This is a genomic window from Afipia sp. GW821-FHT14H12 (genome assembly GCF_058803465.1).
This window is the reverse complement of the sequence record NZ_JBXAOZ010000001.1, coordinates 306,196-330,949: the sequence shown is the minus strand read 5'-3', so window position 1 is coordinate 330,949 and position 24,754 is coordinate 306,196. Positions and strand designations below refer to the sequence as shown.

The following is a 24,754-nucleotide window of genomic DNA, read 5'->3' as shown; positions in this document are numbered from 1 at the left end:
TCATTGAACCCTCCCGAATATCTCATTTGAATAATTTTGCATGCACGATCCGTTGCTTGTCGGATCGTATCGTAACGCTTCACTGTATTCGTCGGGAAAATATATCGTACGATATACTTTGGTTGAGACGGATCGGTTTCGTGATTGCCGATGAATACCGTCTCGTGTCATCGCGCTGTTCTTGCTGGGCGTTTTGCGCATGGTGTCAAATCGACGCAATGGGCCGGCGCCGTTCGCAAGTCCGGGGAAGGCGCGCCCGGAAGCCGCGAGACATTGATCGAGATCAAGGATTGAGTGGCGACTTTCAGACGAAAGACGAATCGCGGCTGACCACTCTGTCGTCCGGGATGGCGATATCCGCAAGGTCATCGTCCGTGGCTGGTCGCTCTTTACCCCGTTGAGCGAGGACTACCGGCACGGTCTGGTGGCCACTTCCGGTCCGGCATCCGCCATTAAAGGCTTTGGCACCAGTGACTTTGCCTCTATGAGAGGAGGGCTTTCCGGCTGGGAGAGCGATTTACTAATCCGGCAGATCGCAAAAGGCTGGATTCGGCCCTCGCCCGCAGGAGTGGTATAGTTTAATCACTTCGGAGAGTTAGGTTAAAAACTGAAGAGATACAAAGACATGGCTCCGTCTTCCTCATCCACCCGGCTTGTGATCGCCGACGACCATCCTCTGTTCCGGGGGGCGTTGCGGGAAGCGGTCAGGGGCGTTGTCCCGGCTGCGAATATCGATGAGGCCGGTGCATTCGGTGAATTGACGGCTCTGCTGGAGAAAGAATCCGACATCGACCTCGTGTTGCTCGATCTCTCGATGCCGGGCGTCAGCGGCTTCTCCGGCCTGATCTATCTGCGGGCGCAATATCCCGCGATCCCGGTGGTGGTCGTGTCGGCCAGCGACGATGGCGACACCATCCGCCGGTCGATGGAATTCGGCGCTTCCGGCTTTATCCCGAAGCGTTACGGGATCGAGACCCTGCGCGAGGCGATTGGCAAGGTGATGAACGGCGATGTCTGGACGCCATCCGATGTCGACCTCACCGCCGGCGTCGATCCCGATATGGCCAAGCTGCGCGACCGGCTCATCACGCTGACGCCGCAGCAGGTCCGGGTGCTGATGATGCTCTCGGAAGGCCTGCTCAACAAGCAGATCGCCTACGAACTCGGCGTGTCGGAAGCCACCATCAAGGCGCACGTCTCGGCCATCCTGCAGAAACTGGGCGTCGAGAGCCGCACCCAGGCGGTCATCGTGGCCGCGAAGATTTCCGGTAGCCAGTGGCGTCAGAACGAGCCGTCGGCCTGAACTTCCGCTTCCGTCTGTGAAGTTGCGCCAGCCTCGGCCGGAGACAGCGACGTTGCCATCTGCTGGTTGCGCCACTGGCTGAGCAGCGCGCGCAATGTCGCGGGCTTCACCGGTTTGTTCAGCACGACGATGCCATAGGCGCGCGCGGCTTCCCGCACCGGCGGGCTGCGATCCGCCGTAATCAGAATGGCCGGAATGTGTGCACCGAACTTGTGCCGGATGTCGCGGATCGCGGCGATGCCGTTGCCGCGGTCGAGGTGATAGTCGACTAGAAGACCGGTGATCGGCTCGTTCGAACTGGCAATGGCCCTGCACGCCTGCTTCGGATCGACGGACGCAATCACATTGGCGTCCCAGCCGCGCAGCAGCGTCTTCATGCCGTCGAGGATGGCGGGGTCGTTCTCGACGCAGACGATGGTTGTGCCGCTCATCGGCGTCTTCGAGGAAATGACCGAGCCGTTCGTCGGCACCTGAACCTGATTGTAGCCGCTCGCGACCGGCAACGTCACGGCAAAGTGCGAGCCGCCGCTTTTGTTGGCGGTGATGGAAATATGGTGTTCCAGCACGCGCGCGATGCGCTCGACGATCGACAGGCCGAGCCCGAGTCCCCGTGCGATCCGCGCGCCCTGATCAAGCCGGTGGAATTCCTTGAAGATCTCTCCGCGCTTGTGTTGCGGAATGCCGAGTCCGGTGTCGTGGATACTGATTTGCAGCTTCGCGCCGCGCGGACGGCAGCCGATCAGCACCTTGCCGGTCGGTGTGTACTTGATCGCGTTCGAGATCAAATTTTGCAGCAGGCGGCGCAACAGCACGCGGTCGGATTTCACCGCCAGTGTCGATGATACGAAAATCAGTTCGAGATTCTTTTCCCGCGCCATCGGCATGAATTCGACCTGCAGCGAGCGCATCAGGTCGCTCATGCGGAAGCTCGAGATCGAAGGCGTCATCGCGCCTGCGTCGAGGCGGGAAATGTCGAGGAGAGCTCCGAGGATTTCCTCGATGGCTTCGAGGGATTCGTCGATGTTGTCGACGAGGCGGGCGTTCTCGCCGCCGCTCTGCCGCTCGACGAGACTTGTCACGTAAAGCCGTGCTGCGTTGAGCGGCTGAAGGATGTCGTGGCTTGCGGCGGCAAGGAAGCGCGTCTTGGAGATGTTGGCTTCGTCGGCGATGGTTTTGGCGAGGGCCAGTTCGTTGTTCAGCCGCGTCAGTTCCTCGGTGCGCTCGCGCACGCGGCGTTCTAGTGTGGCGTTGGCGCGCTCGAGCGCTTCGGCCGCCTCGAAGCTCGAGGTGATGTCGGAAAAGGTGACGACGAGGCCGCCGCCAGGCATCGCATTGGTGCGAACCTCGACGACACGATTCTGCCCGGGCAACCGTTCGAGGAAGGGCTCGCCTTCGGTGGTGTAGGCGTTGAGTCGCCGTCGCAGATGCTGCTCGCGTGTCTCGGTGCTGTTGCGCGGATTGTCGCCGATGAATTCCAGGATTTCCGCAAGCGGAATGCCGATCTGCGCGACATGAGCGGGCAGGTCGAGCATCTCGCCGAACTGTCGGTTGGAGCAGATCAGTTGCAGTTCTCGGTTGAAGACGGCGATGCCCTGGCGCACATGGTCGAGCGCGGTCTGTAAGATTTCGCGATTGAAATGCAATGCGGCGTGGGCGTCGTCGAGCAGCTTCAGCGCGGCTTTCGCCGACACCGCGCGCTTGCGCAGCAACAGCGACATTACGAGGCGCGAGGAGGCCGCGCCAACGGATGAGGCGATCAGATGCTCGGCGTGGCTGAGCAACTGGAAGTCGGCGGAGGTGTTGCGGTCCAGCGTGATGCGGTTCGCGGAAGCGAAGGCCTCAAATTCGGCGTTGGCGCGTTCATGGCCGAGATATTGCGCGACGGTGGTGAGCAGATCCTGCACCGTCACGGTGGTGCGCCAGCGGCGGAAGTTCGGTGAGATCGGCGCGAGATCGCTCGGCACGAACAGGTCCGCCTGCAATCGCTCGATCGAGGTCTGCGCCTTTGAGAACGACAGCGCGACGTAGGCCAGAAGATTGAGCGTGAGGCTCCACAGCAGGCCGTGGATCAGCGGCGACATCTGGCTGCCGAACAGATGCTGCGGCCGCAGGACGGCGATGCCGAACAGGCCTTCCTTCAGCCATTGCGTTCCGAGCGGTCCGACCTCGATGAAGCTCGGCAGGAATAGCGTGTAGGCCCAGATGACAAACCCGACGACCATACCGCCGATGGCGCCTGCCGCGGTGCCGCGCCGCCAGATCAGGCCGCCGAAGAACGCCGGAGCGAGTTGCGCGACAGCGGCGAAGGACAGAAGGCCGATGGCAGCGAGCTGTGCGTTGCCGAGCGCGTGATAGTAGAAATAGGCCATTGTCATGATGGCGACGATGGCGACGCGGCGGACGATCAGAAGCAGGCGACCAAGATCGGCGCGTCCGTTTCGCGGCGTGGTATCGGCCTGCAGCACCAGCGGCATTACGATGTCGTTCGACAGCATGATGGCGAGCGCCACGCATTCCACGATCACCATCGCGGTGGCGGCGGACAGGCCTCCGACGAAGACGATGATGCTCATCCAGTGCGCGCCGGCCTCGATCGGCAGCGCCAGCAGGAACATGTCGCTGTCGACCGCGCCGAACGGGAAGGTGACGAGACCGGCCAGCGCGATTGGAATGACGAAGATGTTGATCGCGACGAGATAGAGCGGAAACAGCCAGCGGGCGCGGGACACTTCGGCCTCGCTGGAGTTTTCGACAACACTGACGTGGAACTGGCGCGGCAGCAGCAGGATGGCGAAGAACGACAGGAGCGTCATCGCCAGGAAGTTGCCGATCGAAGGCGTGTGTTCGATCGCGCGGATCGCTTCCGGCGTTTTCATCGCCCGCTGGATCAGTTCGGTCGGGCTCATCATGATGAAGGTGACGAAGATGCCTGCGGCGAGGAATGCGACGAGCTTGACGATGGATTCGGCGGCGACGGCGAGCATCAGGCCGTGCTGGTGTTCGGTCGCATCGCTTTGCCGCGTGCCGAACAGCACGGCGAACAGCGCAAGGGCGATCGTGACGAAAATCGCGATGTCACCGGCGAAAGGCAGGCTCGCGACATCGTTGGGGCCGTTGAGAATGGTTTCGAGCGAGGAGGCGATCGCCTTCAATTGCAGGGCGATGTAGGGGACCGAGCCGATGATGGCGATGAAGGCGGCGGTGGCCGCGACCGCCTGGCTCTTGCCGTAGCGTGCGGCGATGAAGTCGGCGATCGAGGTGATGTGCTGGGATTTCGCAAGCCGGATCACTCGCAAGGTGATCGGCTTGCAGAACACCAGCATGATGATCGGGCCGATATAGATCGCCAGAAACTCGATGCTGGTGCGGGTCGCGAGGCCGATCGAGCCGAAGAAGGTCCAGGACGTGCAATAGATCGCAAGCGATAGCGGATAGATCAGGATGCCCGCGCGCGCCCGTTGCGCCGGGCTGAGGCGGTCGCCGTAGAACGCGATCGCGAACAGCAGGCCGATGTAGCCGAAGGCCGCTGCGATTACCGTGCTGTTTTCAAGCATCCATCCGCTCCGAAGACGGCCTTCCTGCAGGCCCTCGAGGCCGCATCAAACCTTTTTTTGGGCATGACGGAAACATGTCGTTGCGCGCTTTGCGCGAGCAGGACGCCGAAGTGGCCGGATTTGTAAACCACCTCGAATCAGCTTATACACGTATAGATTGTATTTTATAGATATGCTCGCCGGGGGGAATTATGGGGCAAATCCATCCGTTTCCTGGAGATGCGTACGTTTTCATAGTGGATGACGACAAATCGGTTAGCGACGCCCTGGCTCTACTGCTTCGGCTGGAGGGGTTTGCAACCCAGAGTTTCAGCGATGGCCACGCGTTTCTGGAGGCGGTCCGGCTGAAACCACCGGCCTGCGTGATCCTCGATCTGCAATTGCCGGGATATTCGGGTCTCGACGTGTTGCGGGATCTCGCCGAGATGCGTTTCGCCCCGCCCGTGATCGTGATTTCGGGGCACTCGGATATCCCGACCGCCGTGACTGCGATGAAGCGCGGCGCGCTCGACTTCATGGAGAAGCCTTTCGCCGCGAGCATAATGGCCGATCGGGTGCGCGAGGCGGTGCTGACTTATCGCCGGTCTGCCGATGGGCCGATCCTGGGTCTTGGAGATTTTTCCGGACGCCATCTGCTGACGAGCCGGGAGCGTGAGGTGCTGGGGCAGGTCGCAAGCGGCGCGTCCAACAAGGAAGCGGGGCGGCGGCTCGGAATTAGCCCGCGGACCATCGAGGTTCATCGCGCCCGCATCATGGCCAAGCTCGGTGCGAAGAACGCCGCCGACCTGATGCGCATCGTGCTGTCGAAGGAGAGACATCCGCCGCGCAGCATGGCGACGTGACGGACTCATATTGAGAAATGGATGTCCGCCGTTATTCGGCGGCGAGCGACTTCTCATTCAGCCGCAGGCCGAGCCGCTCCCAGACCGACACCATCGCCTCGGCGAGCTGATCGATCAGCGCGTCCTCGTGATAGGGCGAGGGCGTGATGCGCAGCCGCTCGGTACCTTTAGGCACGGTCGGGTAGTTGATCGGCTGGATGTAGATGCCGTGCTCTTCGAGCAGAAGGTCGCTGGCCTTCTTGCAGAGTTCAGGATCGCCCACGAAAACCGGCACGATATGCGTATCGCTCGACATCACCGGAATCCCGGCGGCGATCAGGATCGCCTTGACGCGGGCGGCGCGGTCCTGCTGGCGGGAGCGTTCCCATTGCGATGTCTTGAGGTGACGGATCGCGGCGGTTGCGGCCGAGCACACCGCCGGCGGCAATGCCGTGGTGAAAATGAAGCCCGGCGCATGTGAACGGATCGCATCGATCACGTTGGTCTTGCCGGCGATGTAGCCGCCGAGGCAGCCAAACGCCTTTGCAAGCGTGCCTTCGAGAATGTCGATACGGTGCATGACGCCATCGCGCTCGGCGATGCCGGCGCCGCGCGGACCGTACATACCGACCGCATGGACTTCATCGACATAGGTCATCGCGCCGTATTTCTCGGCGAGGTCGCAGACCTTGCCGAGCGGGGCAATGTCGCCGTCCATCGAATAGAGGCTTTCGCATACGATCAGCGTCGGCCGTTCGCGATGGGTGCGAAGCAGCTCTTCGAGATGGGCCATGTCGTTGTGGCGGAATACGATGCGCTCGCAGCCGGACTGACGGATGCCCTCGATCATCGAATTGTGGTTGAGCGCGTCCGACAGAATCAGGCAGTTCGGAATGAGCTTGGCGAGCGTCGAGATGCCGGTCTGGTTTGACACGTAGCCGGAGGTGAACACCAGCGCGGCTTCCTTGCCGTGAAGGTCGGCGAGTTCTTGCTCGAGCTGGATCAGGGAATGGTTGTTACCCGCGATATTGCGGGTGCCGCCTGCGCCGGTGCCGGTTCGGGTCGCGGTCTCGATCATGGCGCCGACCACCTTCGGGTGTTGGCCCATGCCGAGATAGTCGTTGGAGCACCACATCACGACGCTGCGCTCGCCCTTCGGGGTGTGCCAGTTTGCGAGGGGGAACCGGCCGGCGATGCGCTCAAGGTCCGCGAACACACGATAGCGCCGTTCATCATGGAGACGGTTCAGGGCGCCGTCGAAGAACCTATTGTAATCCATACCAAAAACCCCACGGGAACCATGGACGAGAAAGCGTCCACGAGAGGGGCGGGCGTTCTCGAATGCCTTTTTAGAGTGTTTCCAGCTTCGGTGTCGAGAGTCGAATCGGGAAGCTGCACTGTCAGGCACGCAGACCGTGGCGGATCGCCGCGCTCGCCGCCTTGCGCGAAATCAAATCGCGCGACTTGAGCCCGCGATTTGGTCCTTGGCTTGATCCTTGGGCTGGCTGTCGGCCCGGACCTCGTCGAACCGGGATTTGATGCCAAGCCGGTCGAGCAGGGCGGCATCCTTGTCGGTCTGCGGGTTCTTGGTGGTCAAGAGCACGTCACCGATGAAGATCGAGTTGGCGCCTGCGAGGAAACACAGCGCCTGCATCTCGTCGGTCATGTACTGGCGGCCCGCGGAGAGCCGCACCACGCTTTTCGGCATCATGATGCGCGCGACCGCGATCATCCGAACCATCTCGATCGGGTCTGGCGCGTTGGCGGTACCGTTGACGGGTACGCCCTTCACTTCATTCCACAGGTTGATCGGCACGCTTTCCGGGTGTTCGGCGAGGTTCGCCAGCAGCATCAGCATGCCGAGGCGATCCTCGACCTGCTCGCCCATGCCGACGATGCCGCCGCAGCACACTTTCAGCCCGGACTCGCGGGCGTGCGCCAGCGTTTCGATGCGATCCTGCATCGTGCGAGTGGTGATGATGTGGCCGTAAAATTCCGGCGAGGTATCGACATTGTGGTTGTAGAAATCGAGGCCGGCGGCGCGCAACCGGTCGGCCTGTTCGCGCGTCAGCATGCCGAGCGTGGCGCAGGTCTCGATGCCAAGCGCCTTCACTTCGCTGACCATGTCGCAGACGCGGTCGAGATCCTTGTCCTTCGGGTTGCGCCAGGCCGCCGCCATGCAGAAACGGTTCGCGCCCGATTCCTTGGCGCGCTTCGCGGTGGCGATCACGTCGTCATGGTCCATCAGCTTGGTGGCCTTGACGTCGGTCTTATAGTGGGCGCTCTGCGAGCAGTAGCCGCAATCCTCCGGGCAGCCGCCGGTCTTGATGCTGAGCAGGCTCGCCGTCTCGACATGGTTGGGATCGAAATTGGCGCGATGGATGCTCTGCGCCTGAAACATCAGGTCGGCGAAAGGCAGATCGTACAGCGCCTGCGCTTCGTCGCGCGTCCAGTCATGGCGCGGCAGCACCGATCCTTTGACAACCGAAAAAGACGAGACGTTCATGGCCGATCCTGCGTGTCGCGGGTGCCTTCCGGCCACCCTGATCCCGACCAAGGGTGGACCATGCGGCTCGCGGGGTGTCAACACGCCGCAGGTCCGCAGGATGCTTGACGGGTCGCACGCCCGGCAGCACACACATGATATGGAGAGCCTGGACCGCCAGCTTCGTTATTTCGTCAGGATTGCGGAGACAAAGTCGCTGTCGCGCGCGGCCGACGGTCTCGATCTGACCCAGTCGGCGATCAGCCGTCAGCTCGCCTCGCTGGAAGCGTATGTCGGTAATGCCCTGTTCGTCCGTACCGGCCGCGGCGTCGAACTGACCGATTGCGGCCGCAGGCTGCTGGCGGCGGCGAAACCTGCCTACGCCGCGATCGATGAGGCGCTGGAGGACATCCGCGAGAGGGAGGGACTTTCGCGCGGGACCATCCGGGTCGCGACGGTGCATACGCTTAGTTACTATTTCACCGCCGATGTGCTGGCCCAATTCGTTGGCCGGCATGAGCAGGTTAATCTCTCGCTGATGGGCCGCAGTTCGCCGGACGTAGTCGCACTGGTGGAGAGCGGCCGGGCCGATCTGGGCTTTGTCTATGATGTTGCGGTCAATTCCGCAGATCTCGCGGCGACGCCGCTGTTCGACGACGAGATGTGCCTGATCGCTCCGAAGTCGCACCGGCTCCCGGTGCCGGTCGATTTGAACAAGGCGGATATCAAGCTGGTCGGCTTTCCGCCCCACTATGCGCTGCACAAGATGCTGCGTGCGGTGGTGAATAAACCGCAGATCGTGGCGGAGGCGGAAACCGTCGATGCGATGTTGCAACTCGTGGCATCGGGCGTCGGCGCCTGCGTGTTGCCATCGCGAATTCCGGACCGGGTGCTTGCGGAGCACGATCTGGTGAAAACGGCAATCGCCAGCCCCGTGCTCAAGCGGCGCATCGTGGCCATCACGCGGACGGACCGCCCGTCCTCGCCGCTGGTGCAGGAATTGCTGCAACTCGCGACCGCAGCAGCGCATTAGCCGACGCGCACCTCATCTCAGTTATGAGCGCCGCTTCATGGCCGCGCATCGCCCTTCCTTCGATACTCCGGGAATCTTGCTGGCGGAAACAGGGAGGAAGCCATGAACGTGGATGTGAAGAGCTTGCGCGCCAAGGAATATTTCGACGACCGCGCGACAAAGGAAATGGCGGAGCACCTCAAGGGCACACAGCGCAGCCCTAAGGAAAAGCTCGCTTATGCCTGCCGCATTCTCGCGATGACCGAACAGGAAGCGGGCCTCGCGGGCCAGATCAGCCTGCGCTCGGAGCGGCCCGATGCCTACTGGACGCTTCGCTTCGGTCTTGGTTTCGATGAAGCCACGCCCGATGACTTCATCGAGGTCGACCGCGACCTGAACACGCTGACCGGCCACGGCATGCCCAACCCGGCGACCCGTTTTCACCTCTGGGTGTATGAGGCGCGGCCCGACGTGCAATCGATGATCCACACCCACTCGCCCTGGGCGTCGGCTCTTGCGGCGGCGCGCCAGCCGCTGGTGATCTCGCAGATGGACATGACGCCGCTGCACGACGATTGCGCGTTCCTCGGAGACTGGCCGGGCGTGCCAATCGCCGATCAGGAGGGCGTGCTGATTTCCGAGGCTCTCGGCTCCAGGCGCGCCATCATCCTCGCCCATCATGGTTACCTCACCGCGGGCTGCTCGATCGAGGAAGCGACCTATCTGTCGGTCTATCTCGAGCGTGCCGCGCGGATGCAGATTCGTGCCCGTGTGTTTGGCCCGCTGACGCCGGTCGATCCGGTTCTCGCCAGGGAGGCGCACGACTATCTGCTGAAGCCGTCGATCGTGAACGCCACGTTCGATTACTGGTGCCGGCAGACGCACCACGCGAATCTGGCGCCGGTTGCGCGATAAGACGCAAGAAGCGCGCGAGCGCTGCTACAGTTCGATCTCGACCCTGCTCATCGGGATGGTCGAGCACATCAACTGGCAGTGCTCGCGCGTTTTCGCCGAGGTCTCGCGAATTTTCATAACGTCGCCCGATGTCACCTTGCGCGCGCACATGCCGCACATTCCGGTGCGGCAGTTGAAAGGCGCGGTGATCCCGAGGCTTTCGGCGAATTCCAGCAGCGTGCCCTTCTCGGGCGTCCATGTCGCCGCGATGCCTGAGGTCGTGAACGTCACCGGCTGCGGATGGAGCGTCGGCAATTCTTTTTCGTTGGCGATCTCCGCAGGCGGTGCGAGGGTTGCGCCCATCTCCTGTGTGTAGATATCGCGGCATGGGATGCCGTTGTCGCGCATCGCGGCTTCCGTTGCGGCGACGAATTCCCTCGGGCCGCAGATGTAGGCGTCGAACTCCTCGCGGGGAAAGAATTCCGCGCACTCGCCAAGGTCCATGTCGCCGTTGAGGTCGTATTCCTTGCCCGGCCGGTCGATCTGGCGCGGATTGCTGAACCAGACTTTCCAGACGCTGTTCGGCAGATCGGCTTTTAGCGATCCCAGTTTGCCTTTCAGGGCGAATGTCGAGCTGTTGAACGTCGCGTGCAGAAATACGGCCTGATGCCGTGATGCCCTCACGGCCAGTTCTTCCGCCATCGCGGTGACGGCGGCTTCGCCGATGTCCTTGCTGAGAATGACGATGGGCCGGTCAAGCTCGGCGGTGAGATGAAACGATCCCTGCGGTCCGGTCGCGCGAATGAGGCCGCCTTTTTCCGCATGGTCGGTCCAGTAGGAGGCTGCTCTTGCGGCATCCGTCGCATCGGTGTGGACGACCGTGATGCGATAAATCTTCGGGTCGGGAGAAAAGGCGGACAACACATAAGGGCGCTCGCCGACGCCTGGAATATCGAAAGCGAGATGCTGCCCGGCTTGAAAGCGCTCCAGTGCGCCGTCCGAGATCAGGAATACGGAGATCGTGTTCGGTGTTTCGCTGACTTTACGGGCGATTTTGTACTGCCGTTGCATGGTGTCGTCCCTAGGCTTCCCAATGTTTCTTATCAGGAAACTTGCGAAGGATCAAATATGGGACGGCTGGCAGTCTGCTATAGATGGGACTATCTATGGAAAACGGTTCCGACCAAGCCGGACTGTTGATAATCAAGAGCTTCCGGCACAATAGACGATTCGAAATGACAACAACCGACATCTTGGAAACCGGGTTTAAAGGCGAGCAGGAAATCGACACGCTTGGACGCCGGATCAGGCAACTGCGCAAGATGCAGGAGCGTACGCTGGATTCGCTGGCCCAGGAGGTCGGGCTCACCAAGGGTTATCTTTCCAAGGTCGAGACCGGCCGTCAGACGCCACCTCTCGGGACTCTCTCAAAACTCGCCAAGGCGCTCGGCACGGATCTCGCGGGGCTGGTTGAAAACGGAGCCGGTGAGCGCTCCGAGCCCGGGTATGAAGGTGTTTCCGTGGTGCGCGCCGATGAGCGGCGTAACGTCGTGCGCGGCGCGACGTCGTTCGGCTACGACTACCAGTCGCTGGTGCAGAGCGCCGCCGGCAAGCACATGTCGCCGTTTCTGTTTACCTTCCCCTCGCAAATCCTCAAGGAAGTGTTCTTCGAGCATGGCGGCGAGGAGATGATCTTCGTGCTCAGCGGCGTCGTGGAATTCGAGGTTGGCAACGAGACCTTCGAGTTGATGCCGGGCGATTGTATCTATTTCGATCCTCGCCAGAGGCATCGCGGGCGCGGCAAGTCCGGCGAGGCCAAGGCTCTCGTGGTGTTGTACGAGCCCAAAAACCGTAGCTAATTCGCCTCCCCGGAAAGCCGCCAGCCATGGGGTGCAAAAAAGGGGCGCTGCGAGCAGCGCCCCGAGATCAAGGCTGGGGGAACGATCAGTCGCCTTGAATCAGCTTGCGAGAGCGCCTTCCTTCTCGACGCCGAATCCCGCGGTCTCGCCGAACTTGTTCGGCTTGCGGTAGACGGCGAGAAGAATGCAGCCTTCGTCGCTCTTGGTCTCGTGATAGGAGCCGGGGTGGCGCCAGACGAAATTGCCCGCGCGGCAAATGCCGTCGTGATCGTAGAACGAACCTTCGAGCACATAGCTCTGCTCGAGTTCGGGATGCTGGTGGAAGGGCAGCGTGGTGCCCGGTTCCCACTTCAGCAGGCAGGTCAGTTCGCCGGTTTCCGGCTTTTCGTATAGCACCTTGATCTGGATGCCTTCGAACTGGGATGGCTTCCAGTCCATGTCGGTGACCTTCACATAGACCGAACCGCCCGGTGTGGGTTCTTTGGTGACGAAGCGTGGGTCCATCGGGGTATCCTCCTTTGTTAAATAAGTATCCTATTAGGATACAAACGAGAGAAGCTGTCAACTCAGTTATGCGGCCGCAGTTTTGAGCGTGCCGGCGGCTTCGGAAAACGCGCCGTCATTGCCGCTCCATGGGTATTCGATGATGCGCGCAGTCTCCTTCGCGACGTCCGTGCCGCGTAACCGCGCGATCAGATGCAATGTTGTATCGACTGCCAGAACGACACCGCCGCCGGTGACGACCGCGCCGGAATCGACGAATCGTGCTTCGGTGCCTTTCACGCCGGGATAAAGTTTTTTCATCAAGGCGAGCGGCGTCTCGGTGCCGGTGGGCGCGAAGCGGCGCGTGGTTGCACCCTTGCCGTTGAGCAGGCCAGCGCCAGCAAGTATAAGCGCCCCAGTGCAAACTGAAGCCACGATGCCCTTCTGCGCGAACGTGCGAATGAAGTCGAGGGTCTGCTCATCCTTGCTGACCTCGGGCCATGCGGCGCCGCCGAGAATCATCAACACGTCTCCGGCGGGACAATTCGTCACGCTGTAGGGAGCGATGATCTCAAGTCCATTAGAGAGCCGAACCGGTCCGGCCTTGTTGGCCACCAGGATCATGTCGATGCCTGGATCGACACGCTTGGCCATTGAAAGAACGCCGAATGTTGCGCCGATGTCGATCGGTTCAACATCATCATAGGCGTGGATGATGAACGTGGTGTTTGGCATGCCAGACGTCTCCTGCTCTAAGAAACTTTGCTTAAATAAGTATCGCAGAAGGAAACTTAGTTGACAACTTTCTATTCAGCAACGATGCTGAAGTTTCTTAATCCGGGAAACATAACCCGCAAAGTCAACTAGGGAGAAACAAATGTCGACAGCAGAGGTACTAAACCCCGCTGTGCCCAAGGAGGGGTCCAGCATCAAGCACATCGTCACGGCGAGCGTGCTCGGCACCACGGTCGAGTGGTACGATTTCTTGATCTATGGCACCGCGGCGGCGCTGGTGTTCAACAAGCTGTTCTTTCCGAACTACGATCCGTTGGTCGGCACACTCGCTGCATTCGGCTCCTACGCAGTGGGCTTTGTCGCGCGTCCGCTCGGCGGCGCGGTGTTCGGCCATTTCGGCGACAAGCTCGGCCGCAAGGCGATGCTGACACTCACCATGATCATCATGGGTGCGGGTACGTTCCTGATCGGATGTCTTCCGACGTATGATCAGGTCGGCATTCTCGCTCCGATCCTGCTGCTGGTTCTGCGAATGGCGCAGGGCATCGGCATCGGTGGCGAGTGGGGCGGCGCGACCCTGATGGTGATCGAAAGCGGCGACCGGCACCGCCGTGGCTTCCTCGGCAGCCTCGTCCAGGTAGGTTTTCCGCTCGGCATGGTGTGCGCGACGCTGGTCTTCCTTTTGGTCTCCAAGCTGCCCGATGATCAGTTCATGAGCTGGGGCTGGCGGCTTCCGTTCTGGCTGAGCGCGATTCTCGTCGCCGTCGGCCTGTTCGTGCGCATGCGGCTCGTCGAGACGCCGAAGTTCGCGAAAGTCCAGGAGCAGGGTGAGGTGTCCAAGGCGCCGCTTGTCGACGTGCTCACCAAGGACTTCAAGAATTTCATCGTCGCGGTGGGTCTCAAGATCTCGGAAGTGGCGTGGGTGTATGTGCTGATCGGCTTCCTGGTCTATTATGCGACATCACACCTGCACCTCTCGAAAACGGTCATTCTCGACGCGGTGCTTTACGCAGCGATGCTCGAACTGGTGACGCTGCCGCTGTTCGGGTTGTTGTCAGACTATGTGGGCCGCAAGCCGCTTTACATCGCCGGCACCATTCTTTCGATGATCGCGGCCTTCCCGCTGTTCACGTTCGTCGAGACCAAGGACCCGACGACGATCGCGATCGCGATTGCGATCATCATGAGCATCACCCACGGGCTGATGTTCAGTCCGCAGGCTGCTTTCATCCCCGAGCTGTTCGGCACCAAGGTGCGTTACAGCGGCGCGTCGCTCGGCGTGCAGGTATCGGCGGCGATCAGCGGCGGCTTTGCTCCGATGATCGCGACGGGCCTGCTGGCTTACTACGGCTCCACGCACGCGATTTCGTGGTACCTCATCGCTCTCGGCGCCATCACGCTGATCGCGACGCTGGTATCGCGGGAAACCGCCTTCGAGGATCTGTAACGGATCAGGAGCCGGCCTCGTTGAGGCCGGCTCCGCCTCTACCGACTATTCGATACACGTTCGCACGGCCATGACCGTGCGTGCACGTCAGGCGCAACAAGCGCTCAAACAAAACACCTTGGGACATACGGGGATGGGTTCTGGCTGCAAGGCCGGGCGCAGCGTCTCTGTTGCAAAAAAAGAGAACAATGATGTCACACTATAAAATCCTTATCCTCGGCGCGTCCTATGGGTCGCTGCTCGCTTCCAAACTTCTGTTCGGCGGACACTCCGTCACGCTGGTATGCCTGCCTGCGGAGGCCGATCTCATCAACAGCGAGGGCTTTCGCGTGCGGATGCCGATCCGCGGCCGCGAGACGCCGCTTCTGATCGATTCACGCAATCTGCCCGGCAAGGTGTCCGCGATGGGTGCGGGGGACGTGAATCCGGCGGACTACGACCTGATCGGCCTCGCGATGCAGGAGCCGCAATATGGCGCGCCGGGCGTACGCGAGCTGCTGGAGCGTATCGCGCGATCACGCGTGCCGTGCATGTCGATCATGAACATGCCGCCGCTGCCCTATATCGCGCGCCTGCCGGGTGTCGATGCGGATGCCGTGAAAGCCGCATCCACCGATCCGTCGGTCTGGAGCGCGTTCGATCCCGGCACGCTAACCCTGTGCAGCCCCGATCCGCAGGCGATCCGTCCGCCGGAGGAAAAGGTCAACTTCCTGCACGTCACGCTGCCGACCAACTTCAAGGTCGCGCGGTTTGAGAACGAAAACAGCAACGCCATCCTGCGCCGACTTGAGAGCGACATCAATGCGATCCGCATGGAGACGCCGGAAGGCAAGACGGAAGTGCCGGTGAAGCTGCGCTTCCACGATTCGCTGTTCGTGCCGCTGGCAAAATGGCCGATGCTGCTCGCCGGAAATTATCGCTGCATCACGGAGGATGGCATGCGTACCGCGCAGGAAGCGGTTCATTCCGATCTTGCGCAATCGCGCGCAGTGTATGAGTTCGTGAGTGACGTCTGCATCGCGCTCGGTGCGAAGAGCGAAGATCTCGTGCCGTTCGAGAAATACGCTGCGGCGGCCAAAAGCCTCGCGCGGCCGGCATCGGTGGCGCGCGCTCTGGCCAATGGAGCGGCGAATGTCGAGCGCGCCGACAAGCTCGTGCAATTGCTGGCGCAGCAGAAGGGCATGAATCATCCGGCGGTCGACCAGATCGTTGCGCTGGTGGACCGAAGACTCGATGCGAACCGGAAGAGGCTGAAATCCGCGGCCGCCTGAGACGGCTGCAATTCCGCTCAGGCGGATCGCTGCATTCAAGGAGTTGACTGATGAAGGTGAAAACATTCGGCTCCGCGACATGGAGCGGCGGCATCAAGGACGGGAAGGGCGCCATTTCCACCAAGAGCGGCGCCCTGACCGACTACCCCTATGGCTTGGGCAGCCGCTACGAAGGCAAGCCCGGAAGTAATCCGGAAGAACTGCTGGGCGCGGCGCACGCGGCATGTTTCACGATGAACCTGTCGCGGCTTTTGACCGAGGCTGGCTTCAAGGCCGATAAGATGGATACGAATGCGGCTGTCACGCTGGAGATTGAGGGCGACAGCTTCACCATCACGTCCGTGCACCTGACGTTCAAGGGAGAGATTCCCGGCATCGACCGGCAAACATTTGATGGCTTGATCGCCAGAGCGAAATCCGGCTGCCCGGTGTCGAAGCTGTTCAATTGTACGATCACGCTCGATGCAAGTCTGGTGTCCTGATCTGCGATCGCTATGCGGCTTCAGGGACTTTCTGCGCAATGCGCGCGTTGCGGCCCGCTGCAACGATCGCCACCACGAGCGCCGCCACCGCGATGGTGGAAGGGCCGACATGTTCGCCGTTGATAACTGCGGACAGTCCGAGCGTGACGAAGGTTTGCAGCAACTGCACCTGGCTGACGCGGGCAACGCCGCCCATCACGAGTCCGGCATTCCATGCAAAGAAGCCGACGAACATGCTGAAGACCGAGACGTAGGCAAAGGCCACCCACGCAGCGGTCGGCACCGCGCCGGGATTGGTCGGCCATAGCCATATCGCGAGCGGCAGGGTCAGCGGCAGTGCCAGCACCAGAATCCATGAGATGACTTCCCAGCCGGGCATCTCGTGGCTGAGGTCGGCCGAGAACACGTAGCCGATCGAGGTCGAGATCGCGGCCAGAAACAGATAGACATCGCCGATTGCGATTTCGCCGCCGCTGTCGCGCAGGGCGAACGCCACCACCACCGTGGTGCCGAGTCCTGCCAGCAGCCAGAAGCGCAGCGAGGGACGCTCGCCCAGGATCACGCTGGCGGCTGCGGCTGTGGTCAACGGCAGGATGCCGAGCACGACGCCGCCATGTGCAGCGGGCACCGTTAGCATCGCCAGCGCCATCAACCCCGGAAAGCCGAAAACGATGGTCACGATGCAGATCAGCATCGTGCGGATCTGGCGCATGCTCGGCCAGCGCCGCCGTAACATCAGAAGCAGCGCGGCTGAGAGAAGGCCGGAGGCGGCCGCACGGCCGGCCGTGATGAAGAACGGATCGAGTCCTTCCACCGCAAGACGTGTCGCAGGCAGCGTGCCGCCGAAAATGGCTATTCCGATGAAGCCGAGCCCCATGCCGAGTGTCTGCCGGGACAGCCCCGTCCGGGACGGCGAGGTTTCATTATGGATCATGACCGGTCCCGGGCAGCTTTAGACCACAGGGTTGCAATACTAGACCGATTGGTATAGTCAAAACTTATTGGTTTAAACATCGCCGTTCATGCCACCCACACATTAAAGGATGCCGCCATGGCCACGCCGCTTGTACCGCCTTTTACCTTTGAAACCGCCACCGCGAAGGTGCGAATGGCGGAAGATGGCTGGAACAGCCGCGATCCGCAAAAAGTCGCGCTGGTTTACACGGAAGACAGCCAATGGCGTAATCGCGCGGAATTTCCTGTCGGACGCAAGCAGATCATCGAGTTTCTCACCCGAAAATGGGCGAAAGAACTGGACTATCGTCTGATCAAGGAAATGTGGGCCTTTTCCGATACCCGCATCGCCGTGCGTTTTGCTTACGAATGCCACGACGACAGCGGCAACTGGTTCCGTTCCTATGGCAACGAAAATTGGGAGTTCAACGCGGCGGGCCTGATGCAGCGCCGCTTCGCTTCGATTAATGATATGCCGATCAAGGAAACGGACCGCAAATTCCACTGGCCGCTGGGCCGCCGGCCGGATGATCATCCGGGTCTGTCCGATCTTGGGCTATAGAACCAGACCTGACGGGAGCTGACAGACAGGACATGGCGCGCACGGTTTTCGAGAAAAGCGACGCGATCACACGGGTGGCCGAGGTCTTTCGCGAACTCGGCTTCGAGGGTGCGTCACTGTTTGAAATCACCGAACGCACTGGCCTGTCGAAGGGCAGCCTCTATCACTTCTTTCCCGAGGGGAAGGAAGGCATGGCGGCGGAAATTCTGGCCGATGTCGACGGATGGTTCGTGCGCGAAGTGTTTGAACCACTGGAGCGCGATGAGCCGCGTGCCGCGATCGCGCAGATGTGGCGGACGGTTGACAGTTATTTTCGCTCCGGCCGCAGGGTTTGCCTGCTTGGAGCCTTCGCGCTGGATGAGACACGGGATCGCTTCGCCAAGCCGATCCGACTTTATTTCAAGCGTTGGATCGAGGCGCTTGACGGCGCGCTGGTTCGGGCAGGCGCCGATGCAGTCATTGCGAAGTCTCTTGCAGAGGATATCGTCGGAAGCATTCAGGGTGCGCTCACGCTTGCGCGCGCGCTGAAGGAAGACGCCGTCTTCGGCCGCACGCTGGCGCGCCTGCAACAGCGCACCGATGCTGTGCTTCCCCCTCACAGAAAATCCTGAGCGTATTTTAGATCTTTCGACCGGTGTATTGACTCGCCGGTTCTGGTAGACAGCAGCCTCCGCGCTGTGCGCTTCCTTTCCTCCATTTCCGGTCATTATGACAAATCGAAACTATATGTCGGGTCTGCTGCTGTGGATTTGCGGCGCCGGTCTGCGTCTGAGCGTGCTCGCGGTGCCGCCGGTGATTTCGCTGATCCAGTCGGACCTGCAACTGTCCGGCACGGAGATCGGAATTCTCACCGGCATTCCTGTGATCCTGTTCGCCATTGCCGCCGCCCCCGGCTCATTGCTGATCGAGCATGTCGGAGTGCGATGGACGCTGGCTGGCGGTCTTGCGGTCACTGCGCTTGGTTCCGGCCTGCGCGCGCTGGCGCCGGAAGCCTACTCGCTCTACGCGGCGACCGTTCTGATGAGCGGCGGTATCGCCATCATGCAGCCTGCGATGGGTGCTGCCGTCCGGCAGTGGATGCCGGAGCGCGCAGCGTTCGGCACGGCGCTCTACACCAACGGACTCATCGTCGGCGAGGTCGTCCCCGTCGCGCTGATGCTTCCGGTGTTGCTGCCGTATTTCAACCAGAGTTGGCGGCTTGGTCTTCTGACATGGTCCGCGCCGCTGCTGGTCATCGCGATCATGGTGTTCGCCTTCGGCCCGCGAACGGAGAATCATGCGGTCAGCAAGCCCGGACGCCTGTGGCCCGATCTTGCCAGCAAGCTGAACTGGAAGATTGGCATGATCCTGGCGAGTGTCGCCAGTACCTATTTCTGCACCAACGCCTTCTTGCCTGCTTACCTGACGAGCATGGGACGAAGCGCGGACGTCAGCGCTGCACTGACGGCGCTGAACGTCGGACAGTTTCCGATCTCGCTGTTGATGGTGGCGCTGGCAGACCGGTTTCAGAGCAAGCGCTGGCCGTTCATCTTCTTTGGCATCATGATGCTGGCAAGCATTTTCGGTGTCGTGTTTTCGACCGGCTGGTGGACAATCATATCAGCGGGCGTGACGGGTATGGCTTGCAGCGCGCTGCTGACGCTCAGCATGGCGCTGCCGCCGTTGCTCGCGCGTAATCCGGACGATGTTGCGCGCATTCTCGCTGCGGCGTTGGCGATCAGTTACACCTACGCGATGTTCGTTTCGCTTGTGAGCGGCATGGCCTGGGACATCGGCGGCATGGCGGTGTTCGCATTCGTGCCGGTGGCGATCGCGGCGACGCCCAGTCTGTTCACGATCTGGATGATCTCTCTCAAGCCGGCATCGAACAACGATCGCTCGTGATGCGAGGTATTGTTGCGTGTTGGTATGATTTCTTAGAAGCTATCTAAACAAAACGGTTTAGAGGGCATCTAAGGTATATCCAGGAATTTTTGCCGTTGTTGGTTGTCTCCCTCAATGATACTCGCCGCACGGCGACTGACTGGGGGAATAACTGTGTCTGTTTCAAAACATCTCTTTGAGTTGAAGATGGTTCGACGAGTGGCGCTCGCGTCGACTGCGGGTGCTGCGCTGAGCCTCGGAATTTTTATCGTGCCTGCTCATGCCCAGCAGCCTGCGGGGCAAACCAGTGCGACGTTGCCGGCGGTGACGATCGACGCGGCGAAGCCGCGGACGCACAAGCGGCAAAGGTCGGCATCGTCCTCGTCGAATACGCGCCGCGCCGCGCGCCGTTCGGGCCGGCCGCAGACGCCGCAAGCACCGGCGCCGGTGGCAAACACGGCCACCTTCGATGCGCGCACCGGCACAGTGGGCTATTATTCGAACAGCACGTCGGTCGCCACCAAGACCAACACGCCGCTCTTGAACATCGCGCAGTCGGTCAATGTAGTTCCCAAGCAGATGATCGAGGATCAGGCGACCCACAGCATCACCGATATCACCCGCTACATTCCGGGCGTCTCGGTGCATCAGGGCGAAGGCAACCGCGACGAGCTCGTGATCCGCGGCGTCGATTCCAGCGCCAACTTTTTCGTCAACGGCTTCCGTGACGACGTCCAGTATTTCCGCGATCTCTACAACACGCAGAGCCTCGAGGTGATCAAGGGACCGAGCGCGCTGACGTTCGGGCGCGGCGCGGGTGGCGGTCTCGTCAACCGCACACTGAAGGAAGCGGACGGCCAGCGCATCTATGAGGCTACCGCGCAGACCGGCTCGTGGGGCGATCGTCGCTTTACGATCGATGCGGGGCAGGCGGTCAACGACAAGGTCGCGGTTCGCCTCAATGCCTTCTATGAAGGCTCGGACACGTTCCGCGATTTCGGGCGGCTTGAGCGCTACGGCATCAATCCGACGCTGACCTGGAAGCCGACCGACGATACCAAGATCAAGCTCTCTTACGAATATTATCATGACAAGGAACTGGCGGATCGCGGCAACCCGTCTCTCGCGGCAACGGGAACGAGCCGCTTCAATCCCACAGTGCCGTTCGTGCCGAACAACGATTTCTCGAAATTCTTCGGCAGCCCGATCTACAACAACACCTATGCCGACGTGCAGACCACGATGGCGGTGATCGACCACGACTTCGGCAACGGCCTGACCGTCAAGAACTCGACGATGTATGCCGACTTCAACCGCGGATACACCAATGTCTATCCGGGTAGTGCGGCGACCGTGACCGGTCCCGGCACCGGGACGATGAATCTAAGCGCCTATCAGAATACGACGAACCGCGAGAATCTGTTCAACCAGACCGATTTTACCTACAAGACGTTTACTGGGCCGATTTTCCACACGGTTGCATTTGGAACCGAATTTGGAAGACAGACCGGCCTCGGGCTTCGTAATACCGGCTTTTTCAACGGCGCGACGACGGTGGCGGTCAACCCGTTTAATCCCACTTATTTCGGGCCGGTCACGTTTAATCATGTGATCAATAATCCGGCGGTCAACGGCTCGACCGGTGACTCGAACAGTGTTTATCGCCTGAATATTTCATCGGCCTATGCGCAGGACCAGATCGATGTGACGCGCTGGTTGCAGTTGATCGCAGGCGCACGGTTCGACCGGTTCGATATGACGGCCACTGACCGGAATGTTCCGGGAGGTGTCACGCGCAATCGTGTCGACGACAAAGTGTCGCCCCGCGCTGGCGTGATCTTCAAGCCGGTCGATAACGTATCGCTCTACGGTGCCTACAGCATTTCCTATCTTCCGGCGTCGGGCGATCAGTTCAGCGCGCTGTCGAACGGGACGTTGATTCTCGATCCGCAGAAGTTCGAGAGCACTGAAATAGGTGCGAAGTGGAATATCAATCCGAAGCTGCTGTGGACGGCGGCTCTCTATAATCTGAACCGGACCAATCAGCCATTCCCAGTCGGAAACGGCTTCTTCGTCCCGAATGGTGCAACCCATACTCGCGGATTTGAAACTGCATTGAATGGTTATGTCACCGCTGATTGGCAATCGATCCTTGGTTATGCCTACACCGACGCTCGTGTTGCGAGGAATCTGTCAGCGGTCTTCGTTGCGGGTAATCGCGTTCAGCTCGTGCCGTACAATCAGTTTTCGTGGTGGAACAAGTATCAGATCGACCCGCGCTGGGCAGCGGCCCTCGGCGTGATCTATTTTGGCAATTCCTATGCGAGTAACGATGACACCGTGAAACTGCCGGGCTTCGTCCGGTTCGATGCGGCGCTCTATCTGAAGATCGACAAGACGTGGAGCGCGCAGTTCAACGTCGAGAACATCTTCGACAAGGGGTACTGGGCGAGCGCGGACGGCAACAACAACCTGTCTCCCGGTCAGGGCCGGACCTTCCGCGTGCTGGCGCGGGCTAAGTTCTAGCCAATCCTGCTGGAATAAGCCTGTCCGAAGAAGGGGTGCCGATGGGGCATGGGCTATCGTGGTCCTTGACCCCAATGGAAAGGTGCAGTGGTATTGCTTCCGGGTGCTGCATGGCCCGATCACGGCAGGGTTAGCGCATGACAAAGTCCCCGTTTCCAGCCTCACATCTCCGATTGAAGCGCGCTTATGTCCCGGCGGAACCGGAGGACGGTGTGCGTATTCTTATTGATCGGCTCTGGCCGCGCGGAGTGAGCAAGGCAAAAGCTGCCCTTGATGATTGGATGAAGGAGATCGCGCCCAGCACCGGGCTGCGGCAATGGTTCGGTCATGATCCTGAACGCTGGCCGGAATTCCAGCGCCGCTACAAGAGCGAATTGCGGCAACACGCTGAGGAACTCGAGCACATTCGCGCGCTGGCGAAGGCAGAGACGGTCACTCTCGTCTACAGTGCGCATGACGAAGAGCACAATGATGCGGTCGTATTGAAGGACGTCCTTTTGCAAAAATGAGGAGTTCGCGACATGGCTGAAGGGTTCAAGATCGGCGATCATGTGGGCTGGCATTCCGAGGCGGGGTGGGTGTCCGGGACCGTCATCGCCATCCACACGCAAGATTTCGATTATAAGGGCCACACCCATCACGCCTCGCAGGAGTGTCCCCAGTATGAGATCAAGAGCGACAAGACCGATCATGTCGCGGCTCACAAGGGCAGGGCTCTTGAGTTGCTGCGAGAGTAAAGGCGGCTTCTCTTTCGTCGATGGCGTTAGTGACCGCTCAGCACCAGCGTCTTGACCGGCAGCAGCAGCGCCTGGATACGCAGCAGCATGGCATGCACGATCCCGACGGCATCGATGGCGTGTAGCCAGAGGCCCATGAGAAAACCAGTCTCTTTTGCGGCGATCAGATCATGGTTGCTGGTGTAGGCATTCGCGATGCAACGGCTGCCCGGAGTCACGCCATCAAGCCCACCTTTGTAGATAGGCTCCATCACAACAAGAATAGAACCCGGCGCCATGGCTTGCTGGGCATCGAGGAGCTGTTCGCCGCCTCGGAACTGACCCGCCGCGATGTAATCCTGCACGCTTGTGATGACCATCGGGATCACGGTCCACGGCTTTGAAATGCATGTGGCCTCGGCCACCATTCCGACTTTCATGACCTGCGCTTCGATCTGCCCGAATCCTGCAGCGAGTCGCCGCCTTCCCGCGCCTTCCGGGATGAGGATGCCGGCGGGCCGCATCATGGGATTAACGACATCGCCCGGCCGCAGCAAAAATTGTTCGACGCGCCCAGCGACACCGGCACGAATGAACGTCTTGTCCATATCCACCTGCGCCTGAGCGAGCGCTGCTTCCGCGCTCGCCTTCTCCGCGGGTAGCAGCGCCGTCACACGCGCCATAATGGATTGATGTGCGGCGGTCGCCGCATCGACGGACGCCTGACGACCGGTGGCGGCGACTTCGAGCTTTTCAATGTCACGCTGTGGGACAATGCCCGGATTGCGCTTCTGCAATTCGCGTTTGACGTCCAGTTCCTCGGCGGCTTGCCGATAGGCGCTTTTGGCTTCCTGAATCTGCGCGTCTGCTTTCAGGACATCAGCTTGCGCCGCCACAAGTGCCGCGTCGACCTCCGCGACCTTGCGGCGGGCGGCTTCAAGTGCGGCCTCCTGTTTTGAACTGTCCAGCCTGAACAGGACTTCTCCTTTTTGAACAGGAGCGCTGAAGTCGGCATGAACCGAGGCGACGCGCCCGATCGTCTCGGGCACGATCGGAACGGTTCTGAAGTACAAGGTCGCGCTGGTCGTAGAGGGATGGAAATAGAAGATGACGGTGATCAGGGCGACCGTCAGCATCACGCATGCGGTGATGCCCCATCTCAATTCGTACCAGACGGAAAACAGCGTGATCTCTCGCCCGATGCGTTTGTCCTGCGCATACCGGCGATAGAGATAGTCGGGAAACACCGTCAGAATCGAGCAAAGGAGCAGCTCAAGCATGGCCTTGCCCCCTCGTCTCGCTGTCCGGCGCCTTGTCGGATATGGATGTCGCCGCGTGAGTTGTCGGCTCAGGCGGCTCCGATGGATCGGGGTCGGGAGGAATGCCGGCTATTTTCTGAACGGAGGCCGCGATGCTGCGCAGCGGAGTGCTGAAATCGGGCAGGTCGACCAAGGCGAGAAATAGCCCGGCCACCCAGAACAAATGATTATGTGTGAAGAGCGCGAGCAGGCACAGCACCGCCACGATTTCGAACTGCAGCTTCTGTGATTTATGAGCCATCCGCTCCGGCAGGGAGTGAATCTGCAGGTAGATGTTGCCGACGAGTAGAATAGAGAGGAGCAGAATGATGCCCACGACGACCATGAGTATGTCGGTATCGCCGGGCGCCGTGATGAACAGTGGCAAATGATGCGGCGCGAGCGGATGCAGCGACTCGTTCAAGGCAGCCCCCAGTAATTGCTCAGCGAACAACGTATGGATTGGCACTGGCCGTCCGGTTCCATCCT

The 24,754-nt window shown here is 60.8% G+C and carries 23 protein-coding genes; 14 read left to right on the top strand and 9 right to left on the bottom strand.

The features are described from left to right. Window positions 1-625: 625 nt before the first annotated feature. Complete coding sequence (locus tag AC1RNA_RS01640) at window positions 626-1,303, top strand: response regulator (protein WP_009339707.1); 678 nt, start codon at window positions 626-628, stop codon at window positions 1,301-1,303. Here AC1RNA_RS01640 and AC1RNA_RS01635 read toward each other — a convergent pair. After that, window positions 1,282-4,857, bottom strand: coding sequence for a hybrid sensor histidine kinase/response regulator (locus AC1RNA_RS01635; RefSeq protein ID WP_009339709.1), 3,576 nt, complete (start codon window positions 4,855-4,857; stop codon window positions 1,282-1,284). The genes AC1RNA_RS01640 and AC1RNA_RS01635 overlap by 22 nt on opposite strands. A gap of 191 nt (window positions 4,858-5,048) precedes the next feature. On the opposite strand from AC1RNA_RS01635, the gene AC1RNA_RS01630 reads away from it, so the two are divergent. Then, window positions 5,049-5,699 (top strand): response regulator transcription factor, encoded by a 651-nt coding sequence (locus tag AC1RNA_RS01630; RefSeq protein ID WP_492949988.1) that lies wholly within the window; start codon window positions 5,049-5,051, stop codon window positions 5,697-5,699. 31 nt (window positions 5,700-5,730) lie between these two features. Here the strand turns inward: AC1RNA_RS01630 and hemA are convergent, their stop codons facing one another. Beyond that, the gene (gene hemA / locus AC1RNA_RS01625; RefSeq protein ID WP_492949987.1) at window positions 5,731-6,957 is read right to left on the bottom strand and encodes a 5-aminolevulinate synthase; all 1,227 of its coding nucleotides are present in this window, start codon (window positions 6,955-6,957) and stop codon (window positions 5,731-5,733) included. A gap of 171 nt (window positions 6,958-7,128) precedes the next feature. After that, window positions 7,129-8,184: a biotin synthase BioB gene (gene bioB, locus AC1RNA_RS01620; RefSeq protein ID WP_492949986.1), complete on the bottom strand. Its 1,056-nt coding sequence runs from the start codon at window positions 8,182-8,184 to the stop codon at window positions 7,129-7,131. A 139-nt stretch (window positions 8,185-8,323) separates the two neighbouring features. Here bioB and AC1RNA_RS01615 point away from each other — a divergent pair, with 139 nt between their 5' ends. Further along, window positions 8,324-9,196, top strand: coding sequence for a LysR family transcriptional regulator (locus AC1RNA_RS01615; protein WP_492949985.1), 873 nt, complete (start codon window positions 8,324-8,326; stop codon window positions 9,194-9,196). Window positions 9,197-9,298: 102 nt separating this feature from the next. Further along, a complete protein-coding gene (locus AC1RNA_RS01610; protein ID WP_009339719.1) occupies window positions 9,299-10,090 on the top strand; it encodes an aldolase in 792 nt (263 codons plus the stop codon). 24 nt (window positions 10,091-10,114) lie between these two features. On the opposite strand, the gene AC1RNA_RS01605 is transcribed toward AC1RNA_RS01610, so the two are convergent. Continuing rightward, window positions 10,115-11,140 carry an iron-sulfur cluster-binding domain-containing protein gene (locus AC1RNA_RS01605; RefSeq protein WP_492949984.1) on the bottom strand — a complete coding sequence of 342 codons (1,026 nt, stop codon included), beginning with the start codon at window positions 11,138-11,140 and terminating at the stop codon, window positions 10,115-10,117. Window positions 11,141-11,304: 164 nt separating this feature from the next. On the opposite strand from AC1RNA_RS01605, the gene AC1RNA_RS01600 reads away from it, so the two are divergent. Beyond that, window positions 11,305-11,928 (top strand): helix-turn-helix domain-containing protein, encoded by a 624-nt coding sequence (locus AC1RNA_RS01600; RefSeq protein WP_040298437.1) that lies wholly within the window; start codon window positions 11,305-11,307, stop codon window positions 11,926-11,928. 99 nt (window positions 11,929-12,027) lie between these two features. Here AC1RNA_RS01600 and AC1RNA_RS01595 read toward each other — a convergent pair whose 3' ends face one another. Beyond that, window positions 12,028-12,432, bottom strand: coding sequence for a cupin domain-containing protein (locus AC1RNA_RS01595; RefSeq protein ID WP_009339725.1), 405 nt, complete (start codon window positions 12,430-12,432; stop codon window positions 12,028-12,030). Between the two features lie 66 nt (window positions 12,433-12,498). Continuing rightward, window positions 12,499-13,146 (bottom strand): DJ-1/PfpI family protein, encoded by a 648-nt coding sequence (locus tag AC1RNA_RS01590; RefSeq protein WP_492949983.1) that lies wholly within the window; start codon window positions 13,144-13,146, stop codon window positions 12,499-12,501. A 142-nt stretch (window positions 13,147-13,288) separates the two neighbouring features. Between AC1RNA_RS01590 and AC1RNA_RS01585 the strand changes: the two genes are divergently transcribed. The 3 genes from AC1RNA_RS01585 to AC1RNA_RS01575 all read left to right on the top strand — a co-directional run bounded on the left by AC1RNA_RS01585 (window position 13,289) and on the right by AC1RNA_RS01575 (window position 16,346). After that, the gene (locus AC1RNA_RS01585; protein ID WP_009339729.1) at window positions 13,289-14,593 is read left to right on the top strand and encodes an MFS transporter; all 1,305 of its coding nucleotides are present in this window, start codon (window positions 13,289-13,291) and stop codon (window positions 14,591-14,593) included. Between the two features lie 191 nt (window positions 14,594-14,784). Further along, the gene (locus AC1RNA_RS01580) at window positions 14,785-15,864 is read left to right on the top strand and encodes a hypothetical protein (protein ID WP_492949982.1); all 1,080 of its coding nucleotides are present in this window, start codon (window positions 14,785-14,787) and stop codon (window positions 15,862-15,864) included. Between the two features lie 50 nt (window positions 15,865-15,914). Next, a complete protein-coding gene (locus tag AC1RNA_RS01575) occupies window positions 15,915-16,346 on the top strand; it encodes an OsmC family protein (RefSeq protein ID WP_009339733.1) in 432 nt (143 codons plus the stop codon). A 10-nt stretch (window positions 16,347-16,356) separates the two neighbouring features. Here the strand turns inward: AC1RNA_RS01575 and AC1RNA_RS01570 are convergent, their stop codons facing one another. Next, window positions 16,357-17,280 (bottom strand): DMT family transporter, encoded by a 924-nt coding sequence (locus tag AC1RNA_RS01570; RefSeq protein ID WP_492949981.1) that lies wholly within the window; start codon window positions 17,278-17,280, stop codon window positions 16,357-16,359. 117 nt (window positions 17,281-17,397) lie between these two features. Between AC1RNA_RS01570 and AC1RNA_RS01565 the strand changes: the two genes are divergently transcribed. The 6 genes from AC1RNA_RS01565 (at window position 17,398) to AC1RNA_RS01540 (ending at window position 22,988) form a co-directional block, all read left to right on the top strand. After that, the gene (locus tag AC1RNA_RS01565; RefSeq protein ID WP_009339737.1) at window positions 17,398-17,862 is read left to right on the top strand and encodes a nuclear transport factor 2 family protein; all 465 of its coding nucleotides are present in this window, start codon (window positions 17,398-17,400) and stop codon (window positions 17,860-17,862) included. Between the two features lie 32 nt (window positions 17,863-17,894). After that, a complete protein-coding gene (locus AC1RNA_RS01560) occupies window positions 17,895-18,473 on the top strand; it encodes a TetR/AcrR family transcriptional regulator (protein WP_009339739.1) in 579 nt (192 codons plus the stop codon). 115 nt (window positions 18,474-18,588) lie between these two features. After that, the gene (locus AC1RNA_RS01555; protein ID WP_492949980.1) at window positions 18,589-19,746 is read left to right on the top strand and encodes an MFS transporter; all 1,158 of its coding nucleotides are present in this window, start codon (window positions 18,589-18,591) and stop codon (window positions 19,744-19,746) included. A 186-nt stretch (window positions 19,747-19,932) separates the two neighbouring features. Continuing rightward, window positions 19,933-22,251, top strand: coding sequence for a TonB-dependent receptor (locus AC1RNA_RS01550; protein WP_492949979.1), 2,319 nt, complete (start codon window positions 19,933-19,935; stop codon window positions 22,249-22,251). A 137-nt stretch (window positions 22,252-22,388) separates the two neighbouring features. After that, window positions 22,389-22,760 carry a DUF488 domain-containing protein gene (locus tag AC1RNA_RS01545; RefSeq protein ID WP_492949978.1) on the top strand — a complete coding sequence of 124 codons (372 nt, stop codon included), beginning with the start codon at window positions 22,389-22,391 and terminating at the stop codon, window positions 22,758-22,760. A gap of 12 nt (window positions 22,761-22,772) precedes the next feature. Then, window positions 22,773-22,988, top strand: a complete 216-nt coding sequence (locus AC1RNA_RS01540; protein WP_492949977.1) for a hypervirulence associated TUDOR domain-containing protein — start codon at window positions 22,773-22,775, stop codon at window positions 22,986-22,988. A 26-nt stretch (window positions 22,989-23,014) separates the two neighbouring features. On the opposite strand, the gene AC1RNA_RS01535 is transcribed toward AC1RNA_RS01540, so the two are convergent. After that, window positions 23,015-24,247, bottom strand: a complete 1,233-nt coding sequence (locus AC1RNA_RS01535) for an HlyD family secretion protein (RefSeq protein WP_048757414.1) — start codon at window positions 24,245-24,247, stop codon at window positions 23,015-23,017. After that, window positions 24,240-24,689 (bottom strand): hypothetical protein, encoded by a 450-nt coding sequence (locus AC1RNA_RS01530; protein WP_009339751.1) that lies wholly within the window; start codon window positions 24,687-24,689, stop codon window positions 24,240-24,242. The genes AC1RNA_RS01535 and AC1RNA_RS01530 overlap by 8 nt, the downstream gene beginning before the upstream one ends. Window positions 24,690-24,754: the final 65 nt, after the last annotated feature.

Excerpts from the sequence above, each read along its gene's own strand:
- AC1RNA_RS01640 (WP_009339707.1), top strand. The coding sequence starts at position 626 with ATGGCTCCGTCTTCCTCATCCACCCGGCTTGTGATCGCCGACGACCAT.
- AC1RNA_RS01635 (WP_009339709.1), bottom strand. The coding sequence starts at position 4,857 with ATGCTTGAAAACAGCACGGTAATCGCAGCGGCCTTCGGCTACATCGGC.
- AC1RNA_RS01630 (WP_492949988.1), top strand. The coding sequence starts at position 5,049 with ATGGGGCAAATCCATCCGTTTCCTGGAGATGCGTACGTTTTCATAGTG.
- hemA (WP_492949987.1), bottom strand. The coding sequence starts at position 6,957 with ATGGATTACAATAGGTTCTTCGACGGCGCCCTGAACCGTCTCCATGAT.
- bioB (WP_492949986.1), bottom strand. The coding sequence starts at position 8,184 with ATGAACGTCTCGTCTTTTTCGGTTGTCAAAGGATCGGTGCTGCCGCGC.
- AC1RNA_RS01615 (WP_492949985.1), top strand. The coding sequence starts at position 8,324 with ATGGAGAGCCTGGACCGCCAGCTTCGTTATTTCGTCAGGATTGCGGAG.
- AC1RNA_RS01610 (WP_009339719.1), top strand. The coding sequence starts at position 9,299 with ATGAACGTGGATGTGAAGAGCTTGCGCGCCAAGGAATATTTCGACGAC.
- AC1RNA_RS01605 (WP_492949984.1), bottom strand. The coding sequence starts at position 11,140 with ATGCAACGGCAGTACAAAATCGCCCGTAAAGTCAGCGAAACACCGAAC.
- AC1RNA_RS01600 (WP_040298437.1), top strand. The coding sequence starts at position 11,305 with ATGACAACAACCGACATCTTGGAAACCGGGTTTAAAGGCGAGCAGGAA.
- AC1RNA_RS01595 (WP_009339725.1), bottom strand. The coding sequence starts at position 12,432 with ATGGACCCACGCTTCGTCACCAAAGAACCCACACCGGGCGGTTCGGTC.
- AC1RNA_RS01590 (WP_492949983.1), bottom strand. The coding sequence starts at position 13,146 with ATGCCAAACACCACGTTCATCATCCACGCCTATGATGATGTTGAACCG.
- AC1RNA_RS01585 (WP_009339729.1), top strand. The coding sequence starts at position 13,289 with ATGTCGACAGCAGAGGTACTAAACCCCGCTGTGCCCAAGGAGGGGTCC.
- AC1RNA_RS01580 (WP_492949982.1), top strand. The coding sequence starts at position 14,785 with ATGTCACACTATAAAATCCTTATCCTCGGCGCGTCCTATGGGTCGCTG.
- AC1RNA_RS01575 (WP_009339733.1), top strand. The coding sequence starts at position 15,915 with ATGAAGGTGAAAACATTCGGCTCCGCGACATGGAGCGGCGGCATCAAG.
- AC1RNA_RS01570 (WP_492949981.1), bottom strand. The coding sequence starts at position 17,280 with ATGATCCATAATGAAACCTCGCCGTCCCGGACGGGGCTGTCCCGGCAG.
- AC1RNA_RS01565 (WP_009339737.1), top strand. The coding sequence starts at position 17,398 with ATGGCCACGCCGCTTGTACCGCCTTTTACCTTTGAAACCGCCACCGCG.
- AC1RNA_RS01560 (WP_009339739.1), top strand. The coding sequence starts at position 17,895 with ATGGCGCGCACGGTTTTCGAGAAAAGCGACGCGATCACACGGGTGGCC.
- AC1RNA_RS01555 (WP_492949980.1), top strand. The coding sequence starts at position 18,589 with ATGTCGGGTCTGCTGCTGTGGATTTGCGGCGCCGGTCTGCGTCTGAGC.
- AC1RNA_RS01550 (WP_492949979.1), top strand. The coding sequence starts at position 19,933 with ATGGTTCGACGAGTGGCGCTCGCGTCGACTGCGGGTGCTGCGCTGAGC.
- AC1RNA_RS01545 (WP_492949978.1), top strand. The coding sequence starts at position 22,389 with ATGACAAAGTCCCCGTTTCCAGCCTCACATCTCCGATTGAAGCGCGCT.
- AC1RNA_RS01540 (WP_492949977.1), top strand. The coding sequence starts at position 22,773 with ATGGCTGAAGGGTTCAAGATCGGCGATCATGTGGGCTGGCATTCCGAG.
- AC1RNA_RS01535 (WP_048757414.1), bottom strand. The coding sequence starts at position 24,247 with ATGCTTGAGCTGCTCCTTTGCTCGATTCTGACGGTGTTTCCCGACTAT.